Annotated in this window: 18 protein-coding genes and 1 pseudogene; 2 read left to right on the top strand and 17 right to left on the bottom strand. The window is 47.0% G+C overall.

Going from position 1 to position 24,984, the window contains the following annotated elements; genetic code table 11:
• Positions 1–28: 28 nt before the first annotated feature.
• The 3 genes from addA to AC58UX_RS17570 all read right to left on the bottom strand — a co-directional run bounded on the left by addA (position 29) and on the right by AC58UX_RS17570 (position 9,177).
• Positions 29–3,985, bottom strand: coding sequence for a helicase-exonuclease AddAB subunit AddA (gene addA / locus AC58UX_RS17580; RefSeq protein ID WP_497254995.1), 3,957 nt, complete (start codon positions 3,983–3,985; stop codon positions 29–31).
• Between the two features lie 21 nt (positions 3,986–4,006).
• Positions 4,007–7,537: a helicase-exonuclease AddAB subunit AddB gene (addB, locus tag AC58UX_RS17575; protein ID WP_497254993.1), complete on the bottom strand. Its 3,531-nt coding sequence runs from the start codon at positions 7,535–7,537 to the stop codon at positions 4,007–4,009.
• Positions 7,538–7,803: 266 nt separating this feature from the next.
• Positions 7,804–9,177, bottom strand: a complete 1,374-nt coding sequence (locus AC58UX_RS17570; RefSeq protein ID WP_497254991.1) for a class I SAM-dependent rRNA methyltransferase — start codon at positions 9,175–9,177, stop codon at positions 7,804–7,806.
• Positions 9,178–9,297: 120 nt separating this feature from the next.
• Here AC58UX_RS17570 and AC58UX_RS17565 point away from each other — a divergent pair, with 120 nt between their 5' ends.
• Entirely contained in the window at positions 9,298–10,266 is a 969-nt protein-coding gene (locus tag AC58UX_RS17565) for a Na/Pi cotransporter family protein (RefSeq protein ID WP_497254989.1), read from the top strand.
• Here the strand turns inward: AC58UX_RS17565 and deoC are convergent.
• The 5 genes from deoC to prmA all read right to left on the bottom strand — a co-directional run bounded on the left by deoC (position 10,229) and on the right by prmA (position 14,951).
• Positions 10,229–10,909 carry a deoxyribose-phosphate aldolase gene (deoC, locus tag AC58UX_RS17560; protein WP_497254987.1) on the bottom strand — a complete coding sequence of 227 codons (681 nt, stop codon included), beginning with the start codon at positions 10,907–10,909 and terminating at the stop codon, positions 10,229–10,231. The two genes, AC58UX_RS17565 and deoC, sit on opposite strands and share 38 nt — an antisense overlap.
• Positions 10,910–11,048: 139 nt before the next feature.
• The gene (gene mtaB, locus AC58UX_RS17555; RefSeq protein ID WP_497254985.1) at positions 11,049–12,383 is read right to left on the bottom strand and encodes a tRNA (N(6)-L-threonylcarbamoyladenosine(37)-C(2))-methylthiotransferase MtaB; all 1,335 of its coding nucleotides are present in this window, start codon (positions 12,381–12,383) and stop codon (positions 11,049–11,051) included.
• A 6-nt stretch (positions 12,384–12,389) separates the two neighbouring features.
• The gene (locus AC58UX_RS17550; protein WP_497255932.1) at positions 12,390–13,157 is read right to left on the bottom strand and encodes a 16S rRNA (uracil(1498)-N(3))-methyltransferase; all 768 of its coding nucleotides are present in this window, start codon (positions 13,155–13,157) and stop codon (positions 12,390–12,392) included.
• A gap of 137 nt (positions 13,158–13,294) precedes the next feature.
• Positions 13,295–13,966 carry a site-2 protease family protein gene (locus tag AC58UX_RS17545; protein WP_497254983.1) on the bottom strand — a complete coding sequence of 224 codons (672 nt, stop codon included), beginning with the start codon at positions 13,964–13,966 and terminating at the stop codon, positions 13,295–13,297.
• 10 nt (positions 13,967–13,976) lie between these two features.
• Complete coding sequence (gene prmA / locus AC58UX_RS17540; RefSeq protein ID WP_497254981.1) at positions 13,977–14,951, bottom strand: 50S ribosomal protein L11 methyltransferase; 975 nt, start codon at positions 14,949–14,951, stop codon at positions 13,977–13,979.
• A 209-nt stretch (positions 14,952–15,160) separates the two neighbouring features.
• Here prmA and AC58UX_RS17535 point away from each other — a divergent pair, with 209 nt between their 5' ends.
• The gene (locus AC58UX_RS17535) at positions 15,161–15,967 is read left to right on the top strand and encodes a glycerophosphodiester phosphodiesterase (RefSeq protein ID WP_497254979.1); all 807 of its coding nucleotides are present in this window, start codon (positions 15,161–15,163) and stop codon (positions 15,965–15,967) included.
• A gap of 73 nt (positions 15,968–16,040) precedes the next feature.
• On the opposite strand, the gene AC58UX_RS17530 is transcribed toward AC58UX_RS17535, so the two are convergent.
• The 9 genes and pseudogenes from AC58UX_RS17530 to grpE form a co-directional block, all read right to left on the bottom strand.
• Positions 16,041–16,316, bottom strand: coding sequence for a hypothetical protein (locus AC58UX_RS17530; RefSeq protein ID WP_497254977.1), 276 nt, complete (start codon positions 16,314–16,316; stop codon positions 16,041–16,043).
• A pseudogene (locus AC58UX_RS17525) lies at positions 16,316–16,471 on the bottom strand (YfhD family protein); the annotation flags it as partial. The pseudogene AC58UX_RS17525 and the gene AC58UX_RS17530, both read right to left, overlap by 1 nt.
• Before the next feature lie 88 nt (positions 16,472–16,559).
• Positions 16,560–17,315 carry a hypothetical protein gene (locus tag AC58UX_RS17520; protein WP_497254976.1) on the bottom strand — a complete coding sequence of 252 codons (756 nt, stop codon included), beginning with the start codon at positions 17,313–17,315 and terminating at the stop codon, positions 16,560–16,562.
• 12 nt (positions 17,316–17,327) lie between these two features.
• Positions 17,328–18,530, bottom strand: a complete 1,203-nt coding sequence (locus AC58UX_RS17515) for an ABC transporter permease (RefSeq protein ID WP_497254974.1) — start codon at positions 18,528–18,530, stop codon at positions 17,328–17,330.
• Positions 18,527–19,204: an ABC transporter ATP-binding protein gene (locus AC58UX_RS17510; RefSeq protein ID WP_497254972.1), complete on the bottom strand. Its 678-nt coding sequence runs from the start codon at positions 19,202–19,204 to the stop codon at positions 18,527–18,529. The genes AC58UX_RS17515 and AC58UX_RS17510 overlap by 4 nt, the downstream gene beginning before the upstream one ends.
• An 83-nt stretch (positions 19,205–19,287) precedes the next feature.
• Complete coding sequence (locus AC58UX_RS17505) at positions 19,288–21,021, bottom strand: alkaline phosphatase (protein WP_497254970.1); 1,734 nt, start codon at positions 21,019–21,021, stop codon at positions 19,288–19,290.
• Positions 21,022–21,232: 211 nt separating this feature from the next.
• Positions 21,233–22,363: a molecular chaperone DnaJ gene (gene dnaJ, locus AC58UX_RS17500; RefSeq protein WP_497255930.1), complete on the bottom strand. Its 1,131-nt coding sequence runs from the start codon at positions 22,361–22,363 to the stop codon at positions 21,233–21,235.
• A 120-nt stretch (positions 22,364–22,483) separates the two neighbouring features.
• A complete protein-coding gene (gene dnaK / locus AC58UX_RS17495) occupies positions 22,484–24,322 on the bottom strand; it encodes a molecular chaperone DnaK (protein WP_497254968.1) in 1,839 nt (612 codons plus the stop codon).
• 66 nt (positions 24,323–24,388) lie between these two features.
• Complete coding sequence (gene grpE, locus AC58UX_RS17490; protein ID WP_497254966.1) at positions 24,389–24,958, bottom strand: nucleotide exchange factor GrpE; 570 nt, start codon at positions 24,956–24,958, stop codon at positions 24,389–24,391.
• Between the last annotated feature and the right edge of the window lie 26 nt (positions 24,959–24,984).

Here is a 24,984-nt window from a genome sequence, read left to right as displayed (position 1 = left end):
CACCTTGTGTCTCGGTTCAAGTGTTTTCTTACATCTCTACCAATTTGGCACCATCAAAGAAATAGAGGAACTTCCCATGCACCGGACGCTTCCAAATGTGTTCAACAGCACGCGCATACAAGCCTATTTGCTTTTCATAGCGAAGCTGCAGCTCGGCATCTGTGCTTCCTCTAACGGCATCTGTTTTATAATCAACGAGAACGAGTCCTAACTCATCTTCAAATAGACAATCTATAACCCCTTGAATGAGCACAGTCTCACCGAGTGTGGATGGATCCGCCTCAGAATAAACCTCACCAGCAGGCAATCCATAACTAAATGGCACCTCTCGCTGCACATTGCGTGATTGAATCATCCGCATACCGACCTGCGTATCGAAAAACTTCAAAATAACGGGAATGTCGACCACATCACGTTGATCTTGTGTCATCGTTTGTTTGTCCAACATCTCTTGAAGCGTGGACTGAATACTTGCTTCAGTAGGTGCTTCTGCTAGAGACATATTTTGCATAACAGCATGAACAACGGTTCCTTTCTCCGCTGCCGTTAGCTTTTTCGCTTCCATGAATCTCGGTCTTCGCCAAATCGTTGCCGCTGGCTGACTAGCTGTTGGCTTAGATTCCTCATTGGAGGATAACTCCATTGGAATTGGCGATTCGAACTCGTCCACAATTCGGTTAAGCTCAGATAACCGTTTCATTTCCGAAACCGTCGTTTTAGCAAAATGCTTCGGCGCATCTGGAAATGTGTATGTCCAGGACAGCCGCTCCTCTAAAGCGTCTTTCCATTCTCCTGACGTGGTGACAGCTTCCCGCTGCTGAATTGCCATGAACCGATCGTTTTCCGGCTCCACAACCTCATCTTCTAGGACATCTGGCGTCTGTAAGCTTTCTGGCGTAATCACGGTGAGCTTCCATTGCGAAGAATCACGCAGTAATCGAATGTCAGAAGAATTATCGCTAATGCCGAGGCGCTCACGCCACAAAGCAGCATCGGGATGACGAAGCAAAGCAGGTCCTACCCAGTCCAGATAGCTCTTTGCTTTCGCTAATTCAAAATCAGGCAAATACCACGTCTCTCTTGATAAATGACGAGCCCAACCACGCAGAAGCTTGTCCAGCGATTTCACCGTGCCAAGCAAGTACAATTTCTCGCGCGCTCTCGTGAGTGCGACATATAAGACGCGCATTTCCTCAGCTAGAAGCTCTAGCTTCAACCTTTTTTTAATCGCAAGAGAAGGCAACGTCGGGAAACTGACACGTAACGTCGTATCTACATAACGCGGTCCAAAGCCCAGCTCTTTATGCAGTAAGAACGCATCATTCAAATCTCGTTGGTTAAACATCTTCGCCATGCCAGCCACAAAAACTACTGGAAATTCCAAGCCCTTACTTTTGTGAATGGACATAATACGAACGACATCTTCCTGTTCACCCAGCGCACGTGCAGTTCCTAGATCGCCTCCGCTTTCTTTCATCCGTTCAATAAACCGTAAGAAGCGGAATAATCCACGTAGCGAAGTACTCTCGTATTGTCTAGCTCTATCATATAAAGCTCTTAAGTTAGCTTGTCTTTGCATACCACCAGGCAAACCGCCAGCGAAATCATAATAGCCGGTCTGTCTAAAAATGCTCCATATCAAATCGGCTAACGAGCCTTGTCTAGCGTCATTCCGCCATTGCTCCAATTGTCCCAGAAATTGCGTCAATTTGCTTGACAGCTCATCGTTCACATTCTGTAAATCTTGCCCAGCAGCACGTAAAACAGACTCATAGAAAGCTACGGATTTATCCGCAGCACGAATTTGCGCTAAATGCTCTGCGGTTAGTCCCACCATCGGAGAACGCAAAACAGCCGCCAATGGTACGTCTTGATACGGATTGTCGATGACCTTCAAAAGGGAAAGCATCGTCTCCACTTCTGTCGCCGAGAAATAGCCAGTGCTAAGCTCAGCATACGCGGGAATTCCCTGCTTTTTAAGCTCATCAATTATGATTGGAGACCACGCTTGGGTTGCACGCAGTAAAATCACGATATCCCTGTAGGTTGCTGGACGATCGCCACCCGTTCTTTTATCAAATACTTGAAACGGTTGCTGATCCCCTAGTAAGCTCCTGATCTGACGAGCAATCGTACGCGCTTCTAGCTGTGCGGTTTCCAGCTCTTCTGCTTCCAAGACGGGATCCATCGCGCCTTCAGCACCCTCAGCATGGATATCCTCTCCACCTTCTTCGGATTCTTCCGTGAAAGCTTCGCTTTTATCCGCTCCATCTTTCCCACGGTCAATCACCAGCATCTCTACAGAACAATCCGATACGGAAGGCGGGTAACCCGCTCCATATACCAATTCCGCTCGCTCATCGTAAGCAATTTCTCCGACGGTTTCATTCATCATTTGTTTAAAAACAAAGTTTACCGCATCGACGACTTGAAGACGACTGCGGAAATTTCTCGCCAAGTCAATTCTGCCGCCGGTCATTTCACCATCTAAAGCTGCCTCAGTCTTGGATCGATACGCTTTGTATTTTTCTAAGAACAGGCCTGGCTCTGCCAAACGAAACCGATAAATACTTTGTTTCACGTCGCCGACCATGAACCGATTACCAGGCTTTGAAGTGGAAATCAACTCCACAATCGCTTCTTGAACACGATTCGTATCCTGATATTCATCCAGCAGCACTTCGGCAAATTGTTTCCGATACGCTTGCGCCGCTTCTGAAGGATACAATTCACCAGGCATGGAACCAGGAGCACTTAGAATTTGTAAGCAGTAATGCTCCAAATCGGCAAAGTCAATCAATCCCTTCGCTGCTTTAGCCGCTTGATACCGCTGACCGAAATCAACGATAAGATCAACGAGGACATGCAGCAATGGAGCCATATCTGCAATTTCTTGATGAAACTGCTCTGGCGTGCGACCGAACAATTCTTCTTTTAATTTGTTAATTTGTTCCTTCGCTTTGTTTCGAAGCTCTTTGACATCATCTTGCAGCCCTTTGTCATAATCATCGCCTTTGCAGGCTTTCAGCTTACCGAACTCGACTGTTTGAAAACCAAGATACAAAACGGACCAAGGATAAGTGGTTGTTTCTAGTAAATTCTGCACAAGTAATAAATCATCACGTAAATTCTCGATATATGGCGCAGGTCCTCCCGGGGATTCTGCGATACCCAAGGCTTGTCCTAACAAATCCGCTGCCCCTTCAAGCTCGAGGGATAGATCCCGAACTAAGCTTTGTTCCCATAGCGAATAATCCACAGGTGCTGATGCCGCGGCAACATAAGGCAGTGCTTCTTCCAATTCCACGGGTAACTCATCCGCATTCTCTTGCTTAGCTTGCTTTGCCGGCGGACCGAACATCGAAGCTGTCCCTCTTAACCAGTGCTCTGGCCAAGGATGACTGCGAGATACATCATACAGCTTCTGTATGAGCGACATAATCGCGCTATCGTTGCGTTCACCGCTGAAGGAATCCACCAAGCGCCAAAAAGCGCTCCCTTCTTCACTAGCCGCATAATATTGTTCCAGCATCTCGCCTAGCAGATCTTGACGGAGCAAATCAGCTTCCGTTTCATTTGCAATTCGAAATCCAGGGTCTAATTGAATAAGACTAAAATATCGCTGTACGACCTCTAAACAAAAAGAATGCAGCGTAGTGATCGATGCCTTCCCCATTAGCGCAAGCTGTTTACGCAAATGCTGCGAATGAGGCTGTTTCATCAGTTCTTTCTCAAGTGCTTCTCGAATCCGATGCTTCATTTCTGATGCTGCCGCCTTAGTAAACGTGGCAACAAGTAATCGATCCACATCAATCGGTTCCCACTCATTGGAGATCCGGCGAATGATGCGTTCAACGAGAACAGCCGTTTTACCAGAGCCGGCAGCCGCGGCAACCAACATATTTTGACCCTTGAGGGTGATGGCATCCCATTGATCATCCGTCCATGTACTACCGAGGGGTTTAGGTTCTTGCTGTTGTGTCACCTTGTATGCTCCTTTCTACCTTTACGGCCCGCTTACCTGCGCGGCCAGCTCCGTCCATACTTGATCCTTCGCACGAGGTCGAAAGACTTGTATCTCATTCCCTTCGAATAAGGGATCTATTTGACAAATGGAGGTGTACGAACAATGCTGGCAGGCGGACTTTTTCCCTAGACGATAAGGAGCAATATCCACATGACCATCTGTGATGTTCGTTCCAATTTGTTTCACTTGTTTGCGTACATAGGTCCGAAGCGTATCCCACTGCTCGTCCGTCGCTACCGACGAAGCGGAGTAGAAACTTCCATCCTTCTTCAATCCTACAGGAATGCGTTGTGAAGGTCCTGGGTTATGAATAAGATCATCATCCATTAATACGGCTACCTCAGCCTCTGCTGTAACCAAGCCTTTCATTTTAAAACGTTTACGAAGCTCTTTCTCGACAGAAGCAGGATCAATCGCATTTTTCTGCTGGAGCATCGGGTTATGCACATGGAAATAAAGCACACCTGCCGGCTTAGCTTCTACACCTAGCCAAGTCTCTGCATGCGTAAGAATAACGTCCAAGTACGTCAGCATTTGCAGAGATAATCCATAATACACTTCCGAAAGCTGCAGAGCAGTTTGACTGGATTTATAATCAATTACGCGTAAAAGCACACCCTGCTCGCCATCCGCGCGATCCACACGGTCAATACGACCGATAATCTCCATCGTACAGCCGTTATCCAGCTCAAATGTCAGGGAAGGCAAATCCTTGCCTGGTCCAAAATCAATCTCCAGCCCAAGTGGCTGAAATTGACCATGCTTGGCATGTTCACCGAGAATAACGGCAGCCCTGCCAACCACTTGCTTCAGTTTTCTTGCAATATACGCATAGCGACTCGAGCTCAACAGAATCTCACCTTGAAGTCTAGGTGCAAGCTCGTCCACTACTTGTGCGGATCTTTCCATACATTGATCAGCCGTAAGTGAACCCCAATCCAGCTGATCCTGCTGCAACTTCTGAACGAATTGATTTAAGGCAGCGTGGAACAATTGTCCAATATCTGGGGCATCCAAGCGATATACACGACGCTCTTGCAGGCGCAAACCATGCGAGACGAAGTGAGAGAATGGACACGCCACATACTTCTCCATACGTGAAACACTGGCGCGCAAATGCTCACCATATAACATTTTGCTCGTTTTCGAGGAAAGTCCCTTTTCTTTGTTCGTATATTCTAAAGCCTTAACGAGTGCTTGCAGTTTCAATTGCCAAGCGGGTTGCTCTGTGTACCAATTGTACGTATCCCACCACAACTCTGACATACGTCCACCCAACATCCAATGTTTCATCCGAACAGCCAAATAGGAAATCGTTTGTGATGGATGCGATAAATATGACGCTTGCTCACTTTCCGGTGACTCCACGGACGGTTCTGCCAGAAGCAGCGAATCTTCCGTGCCTGGAAACAGCTGCCTCATCTGTCTGATCAACTCCGAAGGCAACAACGATTTCCCTTCTTCATCCGCTAAAGGATAACTCATCCAAAGACGCTTGCCAGGAACCGTCAACGACGTGTAGACGATAAATTGCTCGTCGAGCAGCTTCCGCCGGCTTCCATCAGCCATTGGCAATCCTGAATCCATGAGCACACTTCGCTCTGCTTCGGTCAGGACACCTTTTTCCGCCATCTGCGCAGGAATAACCCCGTCATTCACACCTAAAATGTAAGCATAGCGAATCCCGCTAGAGCGAGTCCGGTCCATACTTCCGATCAGCAATTGATCCATGGAAGGCGGAACTAAGCCTAGCTTCATGCTTTCCATTCCTGTTTCTATAAGGCCGTTGAATAGCTCCAAAGAGAGTTCATCATCGCCCATGGTTTCAACTAATTGATCCAGCATATCCATGACACTGTTCCACATTTGACCATGTTCACGAGCCTTTTCCGGCTTGCCGTCACGTGTGGCTTGCTGAGTCCATGCTTCCAGCTTCTCTGGAGCTTGAACCGTGACCAAAAGCTCATACACCGCTTCAACCTGACTTTTAACCGTACGGGCCTGTGCCAGACGATTGGCTAGCGCTAACAATGGACGTACAACTAAAGCTTTGCTAGCATTTAACGCTTGAAGCTCCACATTTTGTGCCTGACTCTCTTGTTCCGCTTGCTCCAAATTGACACGAAATTGATACGTCCATGGCTTTCCATCCGTCCATCGATACCCTTGAATACCGAAGGCTAACACATAATTTTCTAATTTATCAAGATCCGTCCTTGACGAAGTCGCATCGAGAGGAAGCAATAAATCGGTCTTAATACAACGAAATACGGCATCGTAATGCCAATTATGCTGAACTACTTCTAGGGCAGACCGAATAAATTCCACGAGTGGATGATGAAGTACCGACCTCTTTTGATCGAAAAAATGAGGGATTTCATGATCCGTAAGCACCATGTTTAACAGATCTTGATAGCCTTCCATATTCCGTACCATAACGGCAATTTCACGCCATCGCACACCCTGCTCTCGAACTAAATGCAGCATGTCACGCACAGCGCCTTCAACCTCAGCACGGCGATGAACAGCTTCCCGAATGACGAGCTGATCACCTATCTTTTCTCCAGCGGAAGCCTTGTATTTAGCTGCTCCCCCGCCAATTCGCCGGTCAAAATTGTGCTCTAAATACGCAAGCGCTGGACTATCTTCATAGCGTGGATAACGATCTGGTGCAAGCTGAATCACTTCAGCGGCGTCTAGGCCAAGCTGCCAAATCATCTCCTGCAAGCGAACCATCGTCGTAGCAGTAGGATGGAATAAATCCAGTTCATCCGGTGTATCCCCCGCCTGCAGCTCGCGATCCAGACACAGCGTAATCGTCACTTGCTTACAAGCCGCAAACAAAGCACCAAGCACCTTGAATTCTTGCGGCGTAAAGCCGTGAAACCCATCTATCCAAATCGAAGCGGAACGCAAATAACCGGAGCTTGCTACCTGCTCTGCCAGCAGCGTCAAGTAATCCTCGCCATCCAAGTACTGCTTGGCAAGCTCCATCTCAAACTGGCGATACACCAAATGAATATCGTGCATTTTATCGCGCAATAAGCCGTGCTCACCTAGATTCGTCACACGCTTGTTCTCATGAGCCTCCAGCTGATCAGCGGTCACACAATAGCGTTTCATCTCTGTAAAAAGCTGGTTAAGCCGATCTACGAAGCCCATTTGCTCGGCCGAGTGTCCGAAAAGACGAAGCTTACTCTTGTATTTATGTAAAATGCTCGTTAACAGCAGTTTCTTACCTGTATCATCAATAGGCAGTCTTGCCGTGCCGCCTTCTTCTTGCATCACACGCCAAGCTAAGCGGTGAAAGCTTAGTACTTGCGCGCGAATCATCCCGCGAATGCTTGGATCTGAAACCAACGCATGCTCCGCTTGAAATGTGGCTTGTTCAGGGACAAGCAGAATTAAAGGATCTCCTTCTGGCGCTATAGCTAGCTGCTTTTTCATTTCCGTCAAACAGTGTTCACTCTTGCCGCTCCCGGCTCTACCAATCACGAATCGAATGGACATTCAGGGCCTCCTAACACTTTCCGTCGGAAAGCTTGCTTCATAAGCAATTCTCGTATTCTATCTCTCTATTCTAGCATATTTTTGGTGCTGAGTCGGTGTGGTAGATGATGGAGGGGGTTCTTGGGGACTTACTTAATAATAGTAATACGAACATATATTCTATTATTGTAACATGGAAAATGAAATACGGAAAGGCTTCTTCACAGCACAAAAAAAGCAAAGCCAGAAAAACTCCAGCTTTGCTCTTTTTCAAGAAAACTCACTATTTATTTGCTGCGCACTTCAAATATCGCAAATTTTAAATAATGCCCCTCATCTACGCCTAGAATACGCGGGTGATCCATCCCTGCACCGCGGAATTCAATTAAGCGGAGTAATTTACCCGCATCTGTTGCCGCCGCATGAATCGTTTCAAGGAACAGCTCCGGATGCATGTGATAGGAACAGCTCGCAGTAACGAGATAGCCTCCCTCATTCACAAGCTTCATGCCGTGCAAATTGATATCTTTATAGCCGCGGCATGCCCCTTCAACCGCACTTTTCGTTTTCGCGAAGGCAGGAGGATCCAAAATTACAACGTCCCAAGTCCGACCACCTGTACCAACTGGCTTTGAGGTGTCGATCTTAGCTTGACCAGCAGCACCTGCTGCAGAGCGAAGCTTGCGCTCATCCAAGCCTTTCACTTGCGTTCGCAAATACTCAAAAGCATCCGCAACAACGAATTCAACGCGATCCTCGAAACCGTTCAAAGCGACGTTCGTACGTGCGCTTTCAATCGCATGCTCGGAAATATCGAGACAGGTTACTTTTTTAGCGCCGAATTTACATGCGTTTAACGTGAAGCTTCCCGTATGCGAGAAGCACTCCAGCACAGAGGCACCATCCCAGAGCGGGAACGTCACTACCTTGCCATTTGCGTTCACAGGAAGCATCTGCGTTACGCCATTCTCTTCGATTTCGGTCAGATTGATGCCGCTCCGGTGCCCCCACCCTGTCATCAATGGCTCGATCGCTGCACGATTTTCACGTTGGTCGAAGAAGTAGCCCGTTTTCTGACCTTCCTCAATATCTACGCGGATCCGAAGGCCATTTTCCAAGATATCAACATGCTTTGCGCAGTCTCCATATAAAAGGCCTTTCGTTTGCTTTAAACCTTCCAGTTCACGGATCGAAACGTCACTTCGCTCATAGATCCCTGCTGGCTTCATGACTTGAACCAGTGCTTCCACAATACTTTCTCTGCAGAGGTCCATTCCCAAGGTCAAAAGCTGAACAACAAGCGTGTTCTCGAATTTATCCACAATGAGTCCTGGCAGAAAATCAGCTTCCCCATACACCAAGCGATAAGACTGTGCGCCTTTCACAAAGCGCTGACGATGAAGGAAACATCGTGTAAATCGTTCGACGAAAAAGTCTGTCGTCATCGCCTCAAGCGGGCTATACGATACAATACGAACCGTTAGCTGGGACGCCTCGTTATAATATCCCGTAGCCAAATACTTCCCCAGATGGTTCTGAACCGAGACCAGCTGACCAGGGACAATGTCCCCATCCGTGCGCTCAATTTCACTCTTATACACCCATGGATGCCCTTGCTCCAAGCGGGGTTTGCGTTTCTTATGTAAAAATACTGCTGCCATATTAATAGCCATCCTTTGCGTGAAACCGTTCACCTACATCATCTGGCTTGTCATGCTCGTCTGTACGGTCACATATATTGGTTGAAAACGTTATTCACTCACGAAAAGGAGAACCTTCTCATGATTCATGCGATTATTTTGCCTGTTGCCACAGGCTTTATCTTATTCCTGCTCGGAATGAAGCTCATGGAAACCTCGCTTCAAACCTGGGCTGGCCCCAGCCTCCAGCTATGGCTGGAGCGGTTCACCCGCACACCGGTGCGCGGCCTCATCACCGGCACCGTACTAACAGCGGCGCTGCAGAGCAGCACCGCGATCACGGTCATCGCCATCGGCCTCGTCGGCGCTGGCGTCCTGTCCTTCCCCAGAACACTAGGCGTGATTCTCGGAACCAATATCGGCACGTGCCTCACTACTGAGCTGATCGGGCTCAGCTTGGGTGGCATCGGCGTGCCGATCTTGATCGCCAGCGCCAGCGTCTGGCTGGCAAGCTGGCTCGCCGGGCCGCTGCCTAAGGCTGGCGGCCCCCAATGGCTGCGCAGCGTCCGCTACGGATCGCTCGCGGTGTCTGGCTTCTCTCTCGTGCTGCTCGGCATCGAGATCATGCAAACCATCGGGCCCGCGCTGCAGTCCCGAGGTCTATTCGCCTGGTTCGTGCACCAGGCGCAAGCCAGCCTGCTCTGGGGCATCCTCGCAGGCGCAGCCGTGACCGCGCTCGTGCACAGCAGCGCGGCGGTCATCGCGATGGCGATGGGCCTCGCCGCCACGGGGGCCATCCCCGTCGAGCTCGGGGTTGCGATCACGATAGGCGCCAACGTAGGCACCTGCGTCACCGCCTTGATCGCAGGCATGAGCTCCTCCCGCGCTGGACGATACGTCGCCTGGTCGCATGTACTGTTGAACGTCGGAGGCGCGATCCTCTTCTACCCTTTTATCCATGTGCTCGTCAGTCTTTCAGCTCTACTTGCTGATGACGCCGCTTCACAGATTGCCCGTTCTCAAACTATTTTCAACATCGTAGGTTCGCTAGTCGCTTTGCCTCTCTGTTATCTTAGTACGTGGAAGCGCCTTGAGTTCCGCTCACAATAGCAACACCTGAACTCGTACCCAATCTCGTTGCACCTGCTTCAATCATCTTAAGCGCCGTTTCTGCATCGCGAACACCGCCAGAAGCTTTAACACCGATCGTGCTGGATACGTTTTGGCGCATCAAACGAACGTCTTCTACAGTAGCTCCACCAGGACCGAAGCCTGTGGATGTTTTCACAAAATGAGCGCCCGCTTCTTCCGATAGGCGGCAAGCAACAGCTTTTTGCTCATCCGTAAGGAAGCCTGTTTCCATGATGACTTTAACGATAGCTTTACCTTGGACAGCATCCACGACTTGCTTAATATCGGAACGAACCGCATCCAGTTGTCCTTCCATTAACAAACCGATCGGCAATACGGTATCGATTTCTGCAGCGCCATTTTCCACTGCTTTAGCCGCTTCGAATGCTTTCACTTCACTCAAGCTCGCCCCAAGCGGAAAACCAACGACAGCCGCAACCTTTACGCCCGTGCCTTCCAACGCTTTAGCCGCCGTCGCCACGAACTGTGAATTCACACACACACTGAAAAATTGGTGCTGCGCAGCCTCCTCACACAACTTGTGAATCGCAGCTGTGCTTGCATCTGCTTTCAATAACGTATGGTCGATATAGCTGGCAATTTCTTTCGCGTTTAATGTCATTTTACATAGCACCTCATCTGATTTAGTAGTTACACGCATGTCGATTTCGTACAAGCTCCCGTCTAATCGAGAAAACCTCTAACGCAGTCATTCGAAAGGAACGACCACGAGTAGAGGTGGGGAATTACCTACACTTCACTTACAAATTCACTACGCCTTCAAGCACGCGAACAAGTTGTCCCTTGCTTTCATTCACACCGGCTTCCGTAACCTTCACACGGCATACTTGGCCGATCATCTCTTCTGAACCTTCAAAAACTAACTGCACATAGTTATCGGAATACCCACTGTACAAGCCGCTGTCAGGTGCACCTTTGTAGGCACGCTCTGGAATGACCTCCAACACTTGACCAACGAACTTCTGAGCATAAGCCAACTGCATTTTCTCAGAAAGATCAATGAGTTCGTGTACGCGTGCATTTTTGATTTCTTCATCCACTTGATCTTCCATCCGCGCAGCAGGGGTACCTGTCCGCTTGGAATAAGGGAATACGTGCATTTCAGAGAATTTCATTTGCTCCATGAATTTGTAACCATCGCGGAACATCTCTTCCGTTTCACCTGGGAAACCAACGATCACATCCGTCGTGATGGCAACATCCGGCATAATCTCATGCAGACGCTCGATCTTACGAGCAAACTCAGCTGTTGTATATTTCCGGCGCATCCGCGCAAGGACTTGATCATCGCCCGCTTGTAACGGGATATGCAAATGACGACACATTTTATCCGAAGACTTCAGGACTTCAATGACTTCATCTGTAATCTGGCTCGCTTCGATGGAGGAAATCCGAATACGCTTCAAGCCTTCGACTTTATCTAAGTCTTTCAGCAATTTCGCTAAGCTGTAATCTTCAATATCTTCGCCATAGCCCCCAGTATGAATACCTGTGAGAACAATTTCCTGATAACCAGCAGCAACAAGCTGTTCCGCTTGAGCAATAACGCTTTGCGGCTCACGACTACGCATCAAACCACGTGACCATGGAATAATGCAGAAGGTGCAGAAGTTATTGCAGCCTTCTTGAATTTTCAAAAATGCCCGCGTACGATCCGCAAAATCAGGCACATCCAGTTCCTCGAACGAACGGGTTTTCATAATGTTTCGCACCGCATTAATCGGTTGACGATCTGACTCAAACTGCTTGACGAGCGGAATGATTTTTTCACGGTCCTGCGTCCCGATGACCATATCCACGCCTGGAATTGCCATAATCTCTGCAGGTGACGTTTGTGCGTAACAACCCGTTACAGCAACAATCGCCTCCGGATTACGACGAATCGCGCGACGGATCATCTGGCGACTCTTTTTGTCCCCTGTATTCGTTACCGTACATGTATTAATGACATACACGTCTGCCGTATTTTCGAAATCAACCTGCTCATAGCCCTCATTTTTGAAAAGCTGCCAAATTGCTTCTGTATCATAAAAGTTAACTTTACATCCCAGTGTATGAAACGCTACCGTTGCCATTTTCGCTTATCCTCCCATTTCTCCGGTTTCATAAAACAGACATGTAAGACCCACCATCGCTGCTGTCTCTGTCCGTAAAATGCGATTCCCCAGCGAAACCGAGCGAAAGCCAGCCTCTTCAGCTTGCTTAATTTCTTGCTCTGTGAATCCACCTTCGGGGCCAACCGCGATCAATACTTGCTTGCCTGGTCCAATTTGGCCTTCCGCAATCGCAGCCTGTATGGCAGGCTTCAATTGCTGACCATCTTCCTTCTCATAACAAATCCAAGCTACATCCGCTTCCTTAGCACGCTGCAGCAGCTGTTTCCACGAATACACGGATTCAATCTGCGGCACTCGGTTACGATGGGCTTGCTCTGCTGCTTCCTTCGCGATTTTCTGCCAGCGCTCTGTGCGTTTGGCTTCTTTCTTCGCATCGTACTGCACAATCGTTCGTTCCGATAAAAAAGGAAGAAACCGGGCTGCCCCGATCTCGGTCCCTTTTTGAATAATTAGCTCCATCTTATCGCCTTTCGGCAAGCTCTGCGCGATCCACACGTCAACAGCCGCTTCCGCGTCCATTGCGAGCTCCTCCACGATTTCCGCGGTAACAGCCCCCTTGTCTAACTGCGTGATACGAACGAGCACCTCGCGGTCTACACCATTGCTGCAGATGACTTTATCGCCAACTTCTGCGCGCATGACGCGACCCAGATGATGAGCGTCGTCCCCCTCAATCGTGACTGTTTGTGTAGCCGCATGGAACTGCTCACGCGGGAGAAAATAACGCTGCATAGTCAAAGCCTCTCTATCTTCGTTCATTTGTACATCATTTGAACTTTATTACGAACACCGATGTCACCGTGAAACTTCCACACACCATCATACCTCGTTTGCACCGGAAAATCCATATGGAACTCACTGGAGAATAGTTACATGCCTAATATATTAGAAATCATATTATAGAAGTAGCTGACGATGTCATTCCCCAAACTCAAATACGGATCCAGTGTCACACGACGCAATGGGCCAATAAATACGATTAGAAGGAAAATAACCGATGACCATTGTTCAAACTTTTGAACAGCTTCTGTGTATCTAAAATCAACCAAATCTTGAATAATTCGATAACCATCTAACGGTGGAATGGGAATTAAATTAAATAAAAACAAAGTGATATTGATACTCAGCATTTTATTTAAGAACTGCACAATCGCTTCTGCACTTCCCTTTGACATCCCATTCAACCAGCCGTATTTCTCGAAAAGCACAACTGCAATAATTGTAATAAAGGCCAAAATCAAGTTACTAATCGGCCCCGCCGCGGTCACTATAATTCCAAATAAGCGAGGACGCTTAAAATTACCCCGGTTTACTGGCACGGGCTTCGCCCAACCAAAGCCGGCAATCAACAGCATAATCGTCCCGAATAGGTCCAGATGGACCATCGGATTTAAAGAGACGCGGCCAAATTTATAAGCCGTATCATCTCCTAATTTATAGGCGCTATATGCATGCGCCCATTCATGAATCGTAAACGAAAGCACGAGCACCAGGATTACAAACGGCAACGTACTCCAATCGTAAAACAATAAGCCTCCCATGGGCCAACACCTACAGCTTTCTAGCTACGATCACAACCCAATTCGAATCATAGTTTTTCTCTACGATCGTGAATTTAGATGCAACCAGTGCTTTTTCTACATCCGCTTCTTTGTTCGTAATGATACCTGAAGTTATGTAATAACCACCTTGTTGCAACACCTCGTACACGTCATCTACAAACATGACAATGACCTCAGCCAAAATGTTCGCTACAACGAGCTGAACCGGGATCGAAACGCCTAACCCCGCATCTCCTTCTGACTCGCTCTCTTTAAGTACGCCAAGCAGATCGCTAAGTTTCACCGTAATTTTATCTTCGAGTTGATTCTGCTTCGTATTATCCAATGCACTAGTAACAGCCACGGGATCTAGATCCACAGCAAGGACATGTTTCGCGCCAAGCTTCGCTGCTGCAATAGAAAGAATACCTGAGCCGGTTCCCACGTCAATCACATCATCACCAGGTTGAAGCACCTTCTCCAACGTTTTCAAGCAAAGAGAAGTAGTTGCATGTGTACCTGTTCCGAACGCCATGCCTGGATCAAGCTCCAAGATCAATTCCTCTGGTGAAGCTGTATAGTCTTCCCACGTTGGTTTAATCGTCAAACGATCGGAAACACGAATCGGTTTGAAATACGTTTTCCACGCATGAGCCCAATCCTCATCATCGACTTCAACAACCTCAAACGTTGGATTTCCTGTATCAATATCAAAATCCTTCAATTGTTCAACGGAGGCCTTCAAATTCGCAAGAACAGGCTCCATATCTGTGCCGTGATAGAAGTAACCTTTGATTACGGCTCTTCCCTCCGGGATATCGTTAAAAGGTGTTTCGTATAATTGACCGAATGACGTATCTCTCTCTTTATTTAAGGTGCCGGATTCCTCGATGGATACACCTCCAGCTCCCAATTCATGAACAAAGTTGGTTATCATTTCAATCGCTTCTTCTGTCGTATGTACAGTTAATTCTTGCCAAAGCATCGGTATTGCTCCTCCTGTCGGTTATTCCCTATGTAAAATGAACCTTATAGGTCTATTTTCACAAAGAGTATTGTACTACACTTCGCTTCTGGGGTAAAATGGAGTCAACAATGTAAGCGCTTTTTTATTTTTCTTAACACAGTTCTAACACTCTGGTGCTACATTGAATAAGTCATCATCATTATGTATTGTACGAACGGAGACATCTTATGCGCAAAACACTCATGGTTCTTCCTATTTTCCTTGCAATGGCGCTTATCGCACCCCTGACTACCAAAACCATGATGGCTGACAATTATAGTCAAGTTACCGCTCATCGTGGAAGCTCGGGGGATACGCCAGAGAACACGCTTGCTGCCATGCAACAAGCTATTACCGATCACGCTGGATATGCTGAATTAGATGTGCAAGAAACGGCTGATGGCGTCGTCATGCTTATGCATGATAATAGTGTGTATAGGACGACGGGTATCAACAAAAACATGTGGGAAGTCACCTCAGATGAACTCAAACAAGTAAGTGCAGGAAGTTGGTATCATAAGGATTTTAAAGATGAGCATGTTCCTACCTTAGATGAAGTTATTACACTCGCCAAAGGTCATATGAAGCTGAATATCGAGTTAAAAAATAATGGTCATGCCGTAGAACTTGCCAAAAAAACAGTTGATATCATCCAATCCCATGATTTTGTAAAGGAATGTACCGTGACGTCTTTCGATGCGGAGCTTTTGCATAAAGTGAAATCTTTGAACTCATCCATTAAAACAGGCCTCATTATGGGTCAAAACACGGAAGATCTCGATGAGCTAATGAAAAGCTCTGATTATGAAGTTATTTCTGCGGCATATCCGCTTGTGAATGAATCGTTCATGAGGCTTGCCGAGAATCACCATAAAGAAGTGTATGTTTGGACAGTGAATGACACCAGAATGATGAGGCGTATGCTTGCTCTTGGCGTATCCAGCATTATTACGAATTACCCGGATAAGCTCGTCAAATTGATGAGCGTTGAATAATTGCATACGTTTGTAAAAAAGCACCTGTTCCATCGCCTCTCTACTGGAGGTCCTTGGAACAGGTGCTGCTTGTTTACACCGAGCCACCCGCTGTTTCAATTACACGAATAGCCTGTTCATAACACTGCTCATCAATGACAGCAGCCAACACAATATCAAGTCCAACCGAATCAACTTCATGGTCTTGATTAATCAAACTGTCAGCCATTGCTGACTCTAATCCTCTACCGATATCATTACTGAACCGGTCCACCTGCACATCTACTGCACGCAATGCTTTCAGCTTCGAAGCGACACCTTCCGCTTGTTCTGGGGAATGAAAATAAGCAAGAATCGCTCTCTCTGCCATTACTGATCTTCCTGACGCTCGTCCGCCGCCTGTGCGCGTGCTGCAGCCTCAAAGTCATCCTTATCTGCTACTTCAGCTGAAAATTCAACATCCTCCTGCTTGGCAACTGGCAAGTTGCTTTGAGCCTGATTATTCTGCTTTTGGTTCATATATCCATGCCTCCTATTAACCGTGAATTCTTAATTGTACGACTAGAGTATCGTTTGCGAACCGATATCTTTTTATGCACAATCAAGCTCGCGATCATTCCTTTATTTTTTCAAATGAGGCATCGTATAGACGAAACATCGTTTTGTAGCCCGACTCATCCAGCTTAATCCCTACATCAAGCTTTCCTGTAATCAATAAAGGACCACTTGTGTATCTCAGCTTTATTGCCTCCGGGACATACACAATCATGATTTTATTCCAGTATGTTTCATCGCCATTATCAAATGGACATTCTGCGCCTGGCTGAGGTATCAGCAGAAACCAGTGTTTGTCAAAGGAAAGCACTTCCCCCATAAAGCCTTTGATCTGAACGGTCTTCCCATTCATATCCCAAAACTTATTCGAAGGCGTATCTTGCTTGTCATTATCAAAAAACTCAGACCATGCAATCTCATTGCTCAATAATGGTTGTTTTGCTTTTGGTGTCGCGACTGGCTCCGAAGTCTTAGCTGGCTCGGAGGGTTGTGGAGACGACGCTATGGAAAGTGGTTTATCACTTGCTGGTTGTACCTGAGTGGAAGACACAGATACTTGTGTTGGTACAGCAGTGGACGATGGAGCAGTCACTTGGACAGCCAGACTAGGACTTGAAACCACAACAGGTGTTGCGAATGGTGTCTCCTTGGGGGAGACACTGCTGCTCGGCGATGGCGATGCAACTACTTCCATATTTGGATTAATACTCCCGAAAGACTGTCCTGTTGTTTCGTTCCCCTTTTGCCCGCAGCCCGACATGATTACAAACATGACAAACAAGCTGATTCCTGTGATTCTGTGACTGTTTTTCATCGTTATATCACCTCAAGAGCGGAATAATTGCAACGGATCGACTCGATACGCTTGAATCGCGGGTCCGAAGGACGCCACAATAGCAATTAGCAAAGTGAATACGACGAGCCAATACTCACCTGCCAAGAAAGTACCCGCCTGTATTTGTAACCCGGTTTGTGCAAAAACGACATCTCGACTAAAATAACCCCCAATATGGCCAAAGGCTATTCCCAAAATTAAACCTATACACGTCAGAATGATACCTTCCCCCATCAGTGATAACCAAATAAACGCCTTTGGTTTCCCGATAAGTCGAAGCAGCGCGACGTCTTTTTTGCGTTCATGTACCGCTGCAATTAGTGATAATAAAATCGAACCAGCTGCAAGCAAAATACAAATGACCGTAACGAACTTCACAGCCTGCGTTCCTTGATCAACGACATTCACAACATCAGCTACTGCCTTGCTCGTGTAGACAGCCTGCACATTATTGTACTGGCCGAACGTAGTCTTGATCGACTGAGCGCCCATAAGTGATTTCGGTTGCACCAGAATCGCTGTGATATCATGCGCATCAGCATGTTCGCTTTCGTGTACAGCCCATGCATAATCCAAAGTTGTAAAAACAGCTCGATCATCCGACGTATGGAGTGACGGCAATATTCCCACTACCGTATAAACAAAGGAATGATGATGTTCCTCCTCATCCTCGTCATCCGTCTCCAACCCCTGAACGAGCCCGTGTGCACCACGAAACGTATCTCCCACATGAAGGCCAAGTGAGCTTGCCACATAGGAGCCTACGATGGTTTCGCCTAGCTTTGCGTAAATCGCACCACGAGCCATCTGTTTATCAGCGCCATAGCGTGTTAAAAAATAGCCGGGATCGATGCCGACAATCGGAAAACCATTATATTGATCACCTGTGGTCATCGCATAGGCCGAGGCAACAAATTCATTTTTACGCACATCAGCTAAAATTGAAATCGGCATATTCCCCGTTGGTGCACCGATATGGTAATAAGTATTTAGTGCAAGCTGCGAAGCACTGCCCTTAGCGCCTATGGTCACTTCGAAGGGACCGTACCCTTTTTCAGCACCTTGTTCAACGCTTTGACTGCATAGCAGAAGGAAAACAACGAGCGCTGCTGTAACGGCCACTGAGCAAATGGTCACAAGTGACAACGTTTTACGATGCCAAATTTGGCTCCATATCAGGGAAATGACTTTCATATCGGTACACTCCTAAGCAAATCATTCAGTTCTTGCATGTACACACGTTTCGGAAACATCTCCGCGATGTGCCGATCATGTGTGACCGTCAGTAAAGTCAATTGCTCTGCCTTGCAAATCTCAAGAAGCAGCGACATCATCTCGCTCGCTGTCTCCCAATCCAAGCTGCCCGTAGGTTCATCAGCTAAAAGTAGTGGAGGCTTGGTAATTAACGCCCGAATTATGGCAGCTCTTTGCTGTTGACCGCGAGATAATTGAGCGGGAAGATGCTTCCCCCTATCCTGCAAGCCAACACGCTCTAACCACAGTTCTAGTCTCTCCGTTCGCTCTCGCTTCGTCCAATTGCGCGGCATGACTAACTCAACGTTTTGCCTAACAGTCAGCGATGATATGAGATGAAAATCTTGAAAAATATATCCGATATGATCCGCTCGGAAGCGATCTCGCCCACTCTCACCCAGCAGATGCAGCGGCTGACCTGCCACCCAGATCTCTCCTTCATCTGCCGTTAAAACGCCGCTCAGCAAATGTAAAAACGTACTCTTCCCGCATCCGCTCGCTCCCATGAGCGCAATGCTTTCACCTCTGTGAATTTGCCACTCCGCTACTTGTAAAATAGGCAAGCTATGACCATGCAGTTGGAATGCTTTCGATACACCCTGCAATCTAATCATGCGAAACGCCCCTCCCAACCATTCGACTCCAAAAGAAAAGAGGACACAGGGAAGGAGCTCCCCATGTCCGTCTGCTCCTAATCTTAATTGTTTACGATTCGCTCATGGAAGGAATCCCACGTTAAGCTTTTGCCAGTCAACTGGTTAAAAGCTTCAAGCGGTAAATACAGCTTACCGTTGTCAACGTTGCCGACCCATGTGCTTCCTGCGCCATTCACTGTTAAAGCTCCCGTGGAGACAAGAACGGAAATTTTCTGACTATCTTTCGTAAACGTAACTGTTCCAGTTGCTTCATCCCAAGCCACTTGAATGCCTAAAGATTCAGCCAAGGATCTTGCTGTGAATAATGTTTTGTTATCTCGCGTCACCTTAAAGAGCGGATAACTATATTTATCTTGAAGCTCTTTCGTCGCCGCAGCCAAATCAACGCCAAGCACCTTGGCACCACTTTTAGCAATATCCGTATTATCCACATCACCTTTTACAAGATCAGCAATTGGACCATAAGCCCATACACCGACATCCACACCCGTGTGACCATGTCCCGTCCAGCCGACTGCAAGCCTTTTCGACACTACAGCGTTATAACCGCCTCCACGACCGTAGGAAGAGCCATCTCCATTCAAAATCAATTGAACCTCTTCATCCGTCAGATCCGTGAAGCCAATGTTGTCTGCGACAATTTTACGGATATCATCCGCCGTTTGTGCTTTTTTCAAGATCCCATCAATGTACTCATAAGAGTGTTTTTCCTTGTTAAACAAATCCACATTAATCTCATAGACATTGTTTATCGCGAGGGACAAACCGCCTGTCTCATGATCCGCCGAAACTACGACAGAGGTGTTTCCATCTTTTTTAGCAAAATCAACAAGCGTTTTAAACGTAGCATCCAGCTCGAGCATTTCTTGAATGTTCGCAGGTAGGTCGTTCGCATGACCCGCGTGGTCAATCCGGCCTTGCTCTACTAATAGCACGAAGCCATTTTTATTTTGGGATAAAATTTCGAGCGCTTTTTGCGATAATTGCGGTAAGCTAGGCACCGAATCCGTACGATCCAAAACATATGGAATTTCTGCATCTGCAAAAAGTCCAAGCGCTTTTCCTGCTGTTGCCGGGATTGCATCTAAGCCCTTCTTGTCAAACGCAGTTTGGTAGCCTTTTGCTTGAAAATCAGGAATCAGGTTTTTGTCTGTACGCTTCCCTTTGTCTTCTTTGGTCGTGAAATTAACCTTACCGCCGCCGAAAAATACATCGACACCACTGTTCAAATATTGCGATGCAATCGCATTTTGGTTGCTGCGTTGACGAACATGTGAAGCCCATACTGCAGGCGTTGCCCCTGTAATATTGTCAGTGGATACTAAGCCTGTTGCTTTACCTTGCTTGATCGCAGCTTCAATGATGGACGCATAAGGCTTTGCTACCTCACCGTTGGATACACTGATCGCGTTGTTGTAAGTTTTGTTCCCGGTTGAAAATGCAGTCGCTGCTGCGGCTGAATCCGTAATAGCGCCTGACTCTGTCGTGTATGGACTTGCTTGCGAGTATGTAGTTGCTTTCCCAACATAGTAGCCGCCATCCAGTTCAAGTCGATCTTTATTAAGAAATTTCTTCGCGTAATAACGAGCAGCTGTCACTTCAGCCGGCCCCATACCATCGCCGATAAGTACAATCAAATTTTTAGAAGGTGGAACTGATGACGCTAATGTTGCCGGCGTAGCCGTGTCTGCAGCAGATACTGTACCTGCTAGGCTTAGAGCGAATAAAGAAACTGCTATACTTGAGCCCATGACTTGCTTCAATCTTTTTTTCAATGGTAGTCCCTCCTAAAATCGTATATCACCTTACTAGCATAAGGTTCATAGATTTGGAGAACATCAATGTAATATGAATGTCTTGTAAAAATGGTAAGTTTTGTTAAGGGATGATTAATCGGCGAACCTCCACTCCAAACAAAAAACACCTCGATCGCGTGAATACACAGATCCAATCTGTCATTCACACACTCGAGGTGCCCGCAGCTATCTAGTCGCCTAAGAAGGCTCTTTTCATACGTTCAAAAATCGACTGGCTCTGCTCATGCGTATGCTCGCCGCTTTGCTTGCCAAACTGACGCAGCAAATCCTTCTGATCTTCCGATAAGTTGGTCGGTGTCATCACGATGACCTTCACATGCTGATCGCCTTGACCGAAGCCGCGTAGATGCGGAACGCCTTTGCCTTTAAGACGGAAGTACGTATCGGTTTGCGTACCAGCAGGAATCTTCAGCTTTACTTTCTCTGTAAGCGTCGGGATTTCAATTTCATCACCAAGCGCTGCCTGCATGAACGTCAATGGAACTTCACAGTACACATCGTTTCCTTCACGTTGGAAGAACTCGTGATTTTTCACACGAATAACAACGTAAAGGTCACCAGAAGGGCCTCCACGTGTTCCGCCTTCACCTTCACCAGAAACGCGAAGCTGAGCGCCATCATCCACACCAGCTGGAATCTTAATGTGAATCGTGCGTGTTTTCTTCACTTTACCAGCACCATGACAAGTTCCACATTTTTCTTTGATGATTTTACCGGAACCGTTACAAGATGTACATACACGGCGATTCACAATACGGCCAAACGCTGTATTCTGAACCACTTCCTGTTGACCACTGCCGTGACAGCCGCCGCAAGTTTCTGGCTTCGTTCCTGCTTTGGCACCAGAACCATGACATGTGTCGCAATTTTCCGTACGCGGGATATTGATATCCGTTTCTTTACCGAAAATCGCTTCTTTGAACTCCACTTGCATCGTGTATTGCAAATCATTTCCGCGCTGCGGTGCATTCGGGTTACGACGATTCCCACCGCCGCCGCCACCGAAGAACATATCAAAAATATCCCCGAAGCCGCCGCCAAAGTCTTGGCCGCCAAATCCTTGATTCGGATCTACGTGACCGAACTGATCATATTGCGCTTTCTTTTGATCATCGCTCAGCACATCATAGGCGTCCTTCGCTTCTTTGAACTTATCTTCAGCGTCTGCCGCTTTATTCACGTCAGGGTGATATTGACGTGCCATTTTACGGTAAGCTTTCTTGATCTCTTCCTGTGAAGCGTTCTTGCTGAGACCTAACACCTCGTAATAATCACGTTTACTCACTTGTTCCACTCCCATGTTCAAGACTACAAACGGAAAGTCAAAGCCAAGGAGAACCCTCCCCTTTGGCTTTGACTCTTACGTTTAACAAACAGTGTTTAAAAGACTTCTTTAAACTTCTATTTAGTTAGAATATGTTTATTTCTTAGGTTCGTCAACCACTTCGTAGTCAGCGTCCACAACATTTTCTCTGCCTTTTGGAGCTTCGCCTGCGCCAGCATCAGGACCTTGGCCTTGATCCGCAGAAGCTTGCTCATATAATTTAACAGAAAGTTGTTGAATTACTTCAGTCAATTCTTCTGTTGCTTTTTTGATCGTTTCAAGATCGTTACCAGCTAGAGCAGCTGTTACTTTCTCTTTCGCTGCATTCGCTTTGTCAATCTCGCCTTGGTCTACTTTGTCGCCAAGATCTTTGATCGTTTTGTCAACGGAGTATACCAATTGATCAGCTTCGTTACGAGCTTCTACAAGCTCTTTACGTGCGCGATCTTCTTCAGCATGTGCTTCCGCATCTTTCACCATTTGTTCAACTTCCGCATCGCTCAAACCGCTGGAGGAAGTGATCGTGATTTTTTGGCTTTTGCCTGTACCTTTATCCAAAGCAGATACGTTAACGATACCGTTCGCATCGATATCGAAGCTAACTTCGATTTGCGGTACGCCGCGCGGAGCTGGAGGAATGTCACCAAGCATGAAACGGCCAAGTGTTTTGTTGCCGCTAGCCATGGAGCGCTCACCTTGGAGAACGTGAATCTCTACGCTAGTTTGGTTATCTGCATAAGTGGAGTACACTTGTGATTTCGTAGTTGGAATCGTTGTGTTGCGGTCGATCATTTTTGTGAATACGCCGCCTGCTGTTTCGATACCAAGGGAAAGTGGTGTTACGTCAAGAAGAACAACGTCTTTCACTTCACCAGTCAAGACACCAGCTTGAACTGCTGCACCAAGCGCTACAACTTCATCCGGGTTAACACCTTTGTGTGGCTCTTTACCTGTCAATTTCTTGATTGCTTCAACAACCGCAGGAATACGAGTGGATCCACCAACAAGAACTACTTTGTCGATTTGGCTTGTGGATAAACCGGAATCTTGAAGTGCTTGACGAGTTGGTCCAAGTGTTCTTTCAACAAGACCAGCGGAAAGCTCTTCGAACTTCGCACGCGTCAAGTTCAACTCCAAATGCTGAGGCACGCCGTCTGCTACCGTGATGAACGGAAGGGAAACAGTCGTAGTCAAAACACCGGAAAGTTCTTTTTTCGCTTTTTCAGCTGCATCTTTCAAACGTTGTACAGCTGCTTTATCTTTGGAAAGGTCAATGCCTTGCTCTTTTTTGAATTCAGCAACAAGGTAATCAATGATAACTTGGTCAAAGTCATCTCCACCTAGTTTGTTGTCGCCGCTTGTTGCTTTAACTTCGAAGAAACCATCGCCTAGTTCAAGGATGGATACGTCGAACGTACCGCCACCAAGGTCATAAACAAGGATCGTTTGATCTTCTGTTTTTTCTAGACCATAAGCAAGTGCTGCTGCAGTTGGCTCGTTGACGATACGAAGAACTTCAAGACCAGCAATTTTACCAGCATCCTTCGTCGCTTGACGTTGGCTGTCATTGAAATAAGCAGGAACCGTGATTACCGCTTGTGTTACCGTTTGGCCAAGGTAAGCTTCTGCGTCTGATTTTAGCTTTTGCAGGATGATTGCAGAGATCTCTTGTGGCGTGTAGTCTTTGCCATCAATGTGCTCTTTGTGGTTCGTACCAATGTGACGCTTGATGGAGCTAATTGTTTTGTCTGGGTTTGTGATTGCTTGACGCTTTGCTGTTTCACCAACAACACGCTCGCCATCCTTTTTGAAACCTACAACGGATGGGGTTGTGCGGTTACCTTCTGGATTTGGAATTACAACGGCTTCTCCGCCTTCCATAACGGCAACGCAAGAATTTGTAGTACCTAAGTCAATACCAATTACTTTACTCATTGTAAAGATGCCTCCTTATGTCCCATAGGAACGTCATTAGTTTTTTATTGAAAAAAGATAAGATCCTTATACGCTAACTTTAACCATCGCAGGTCGGATGACCTTGTCTTTCAGGGTATAGCCTTTTTGCAATTCTTCAACGACGATACCTTCTTCATGCTCCTCGGATTCCACTTGCATCACGGCTTGATGGAATTCAGGGTTGAATGGTTGACCTACTGCTTCAATCGGCTTAAGCCCTTCAGCAGATAGTACTTGATCCATACCGCGGTATGTCATATCCAAGCCCTTCACCAATGCGTCGAAATCCTTCGTCTCTTTGCTTGAAGACAGCGCGCGATCAAAGTTATCCACAATCGGTAATAGCTGTTCAATCAATTTAAGCGAAGCGTATTTCGCGAAATCTTCCTTCTCCGCTCTTGCACGGCGACGGAAGTTGTCGAAGTCCGCTTGAACGCGTAATAAACGCTGATAGTTTTCTTCGGCTTGCACACGCGCCTGCTCCAATTCGCTGTTAACACCAGCTCCCTCGGAAACTTCCACGTCCTCTACGATTTCAGCTTGATCTGTCGTTGGTTCGTTGTCGGCTGCGTATGTAGTTTCTTGTTCGACTGTTTTGTTATCTCCAGTACTCAATTGTCCTTCACCTCCTAAACATAATA

It is taken from the genome of Paenibacillus sp. J22P90, assembly GCF_059692195.1.
The sequence above is the reverse complement of the archived record's forward strand: the minus strand, read 5'-3'. Positions and strand labels throughout refer to the sequence as shown.

Bases quoted from the DNA above. Each gene is read 5' to 3' on its own strand.
- AC58UX_RS17515 (WP_497254974.1), bottom strand. From the start codon at position 18,530: ATGAAAGTCATTTCCCTGATATGGAGCCAAATTTGGCATCGTAAAACG.
- AC58UX_RS17535 (WP_497254979.1), top strand. From the start codon at position 15,161: ATGCGCAAAACACTCATGGTTCTTCCTATTTTCCTTGCAATGGCGCTT.
- deoC (WP_497254987.1), bottom strand. From the start codon at position 10,909: ATGACATTAAACGCGAAAGAAATTGCCAGCTATATCGACCATACGTTA.
- AC58UX_RS17545 (WP_497254983.1), bottom strand. From the start codon at position 13,966: ATGGGAGGCTTATTGTTTTACGATTGGAGTACGTTGCCGTTTGTAATC.
- dnaK (WP_497254968.1), bottom strand. From the start codon at position 24,322: ATGAGTAAAGTAATTGGTATTGACTTAGGTACTACAAATTCTTGCGTT.
- AC58UX_RS17565 (WP_497254989.1), top strand. From the start codon at position 9,298: ATGATTCATGCGATTATTTTGCCTGTTGCCACAGGCTTTATCTTATTC.
- AC58UX_RS17550 (WP_497255932.1), bottom strand. From the start codon at position 13,157: ATGCAGCGTTATTTTCTCCCGCGTGAGCAGTTCCATGCGGCTACACAA.
- dnaJ (WP_497255930.1), bottom strand. From the start codon at position 22,363: ATGGGAGTGGAACAAGTGAGTAAACGTGATTATTACGAGGTGTTAGGT.
- prmA (WP_497254981.1), bottom strand. From the start codon at position 14,951: ATGCTTTGGCAAGAATTAACTGTACATACGACAGAAGAAGCGATTGAA.
- AC58UX_RS17510 (WP_497254972.1), bottom strand. From the start codon at position 19,204: ATGATTAGATTGCAGGGTGTATCGAAAGCATTCCAACTGCATGGTCAT.
- AC58UX_RS17570 (WP_497254991.1), bottom strand. From the start codon at position 9,177: ATGGCAGCAGTATTTTTACATAAGAAACGCAAACCCCGCTTGGAGCAA.
- AC58UX_RS17520 (WP_497254976.1), bottom strand. From the start codon at position 17,315: ATGAAAAACAGTCACAGAATCACAGGAATCAGCTTGTTTGTCATGTTT.
- mtaB (WP_497254985.1), bottom strand. From the start codon at position 12,383: ATGGCAACGGTAGCGTTTCATACACTGGGATGTAAAGTTAACTTTTAT.
- AC58UX_RS17530 (WP_497254977.1), bottom strand. From the start codon at position 16,316: ATGGCAGAGAGAGCGATTCTTGCTTATTTTCATTCCCCAGAACAAGCG.
- addB (WP_497254993.1), bottom strand. From the start codon at position 7,537: ATGTCCATTCGATTCGTGATTGGTAGAGCCGGGAGCGGCAAGAGTGAA.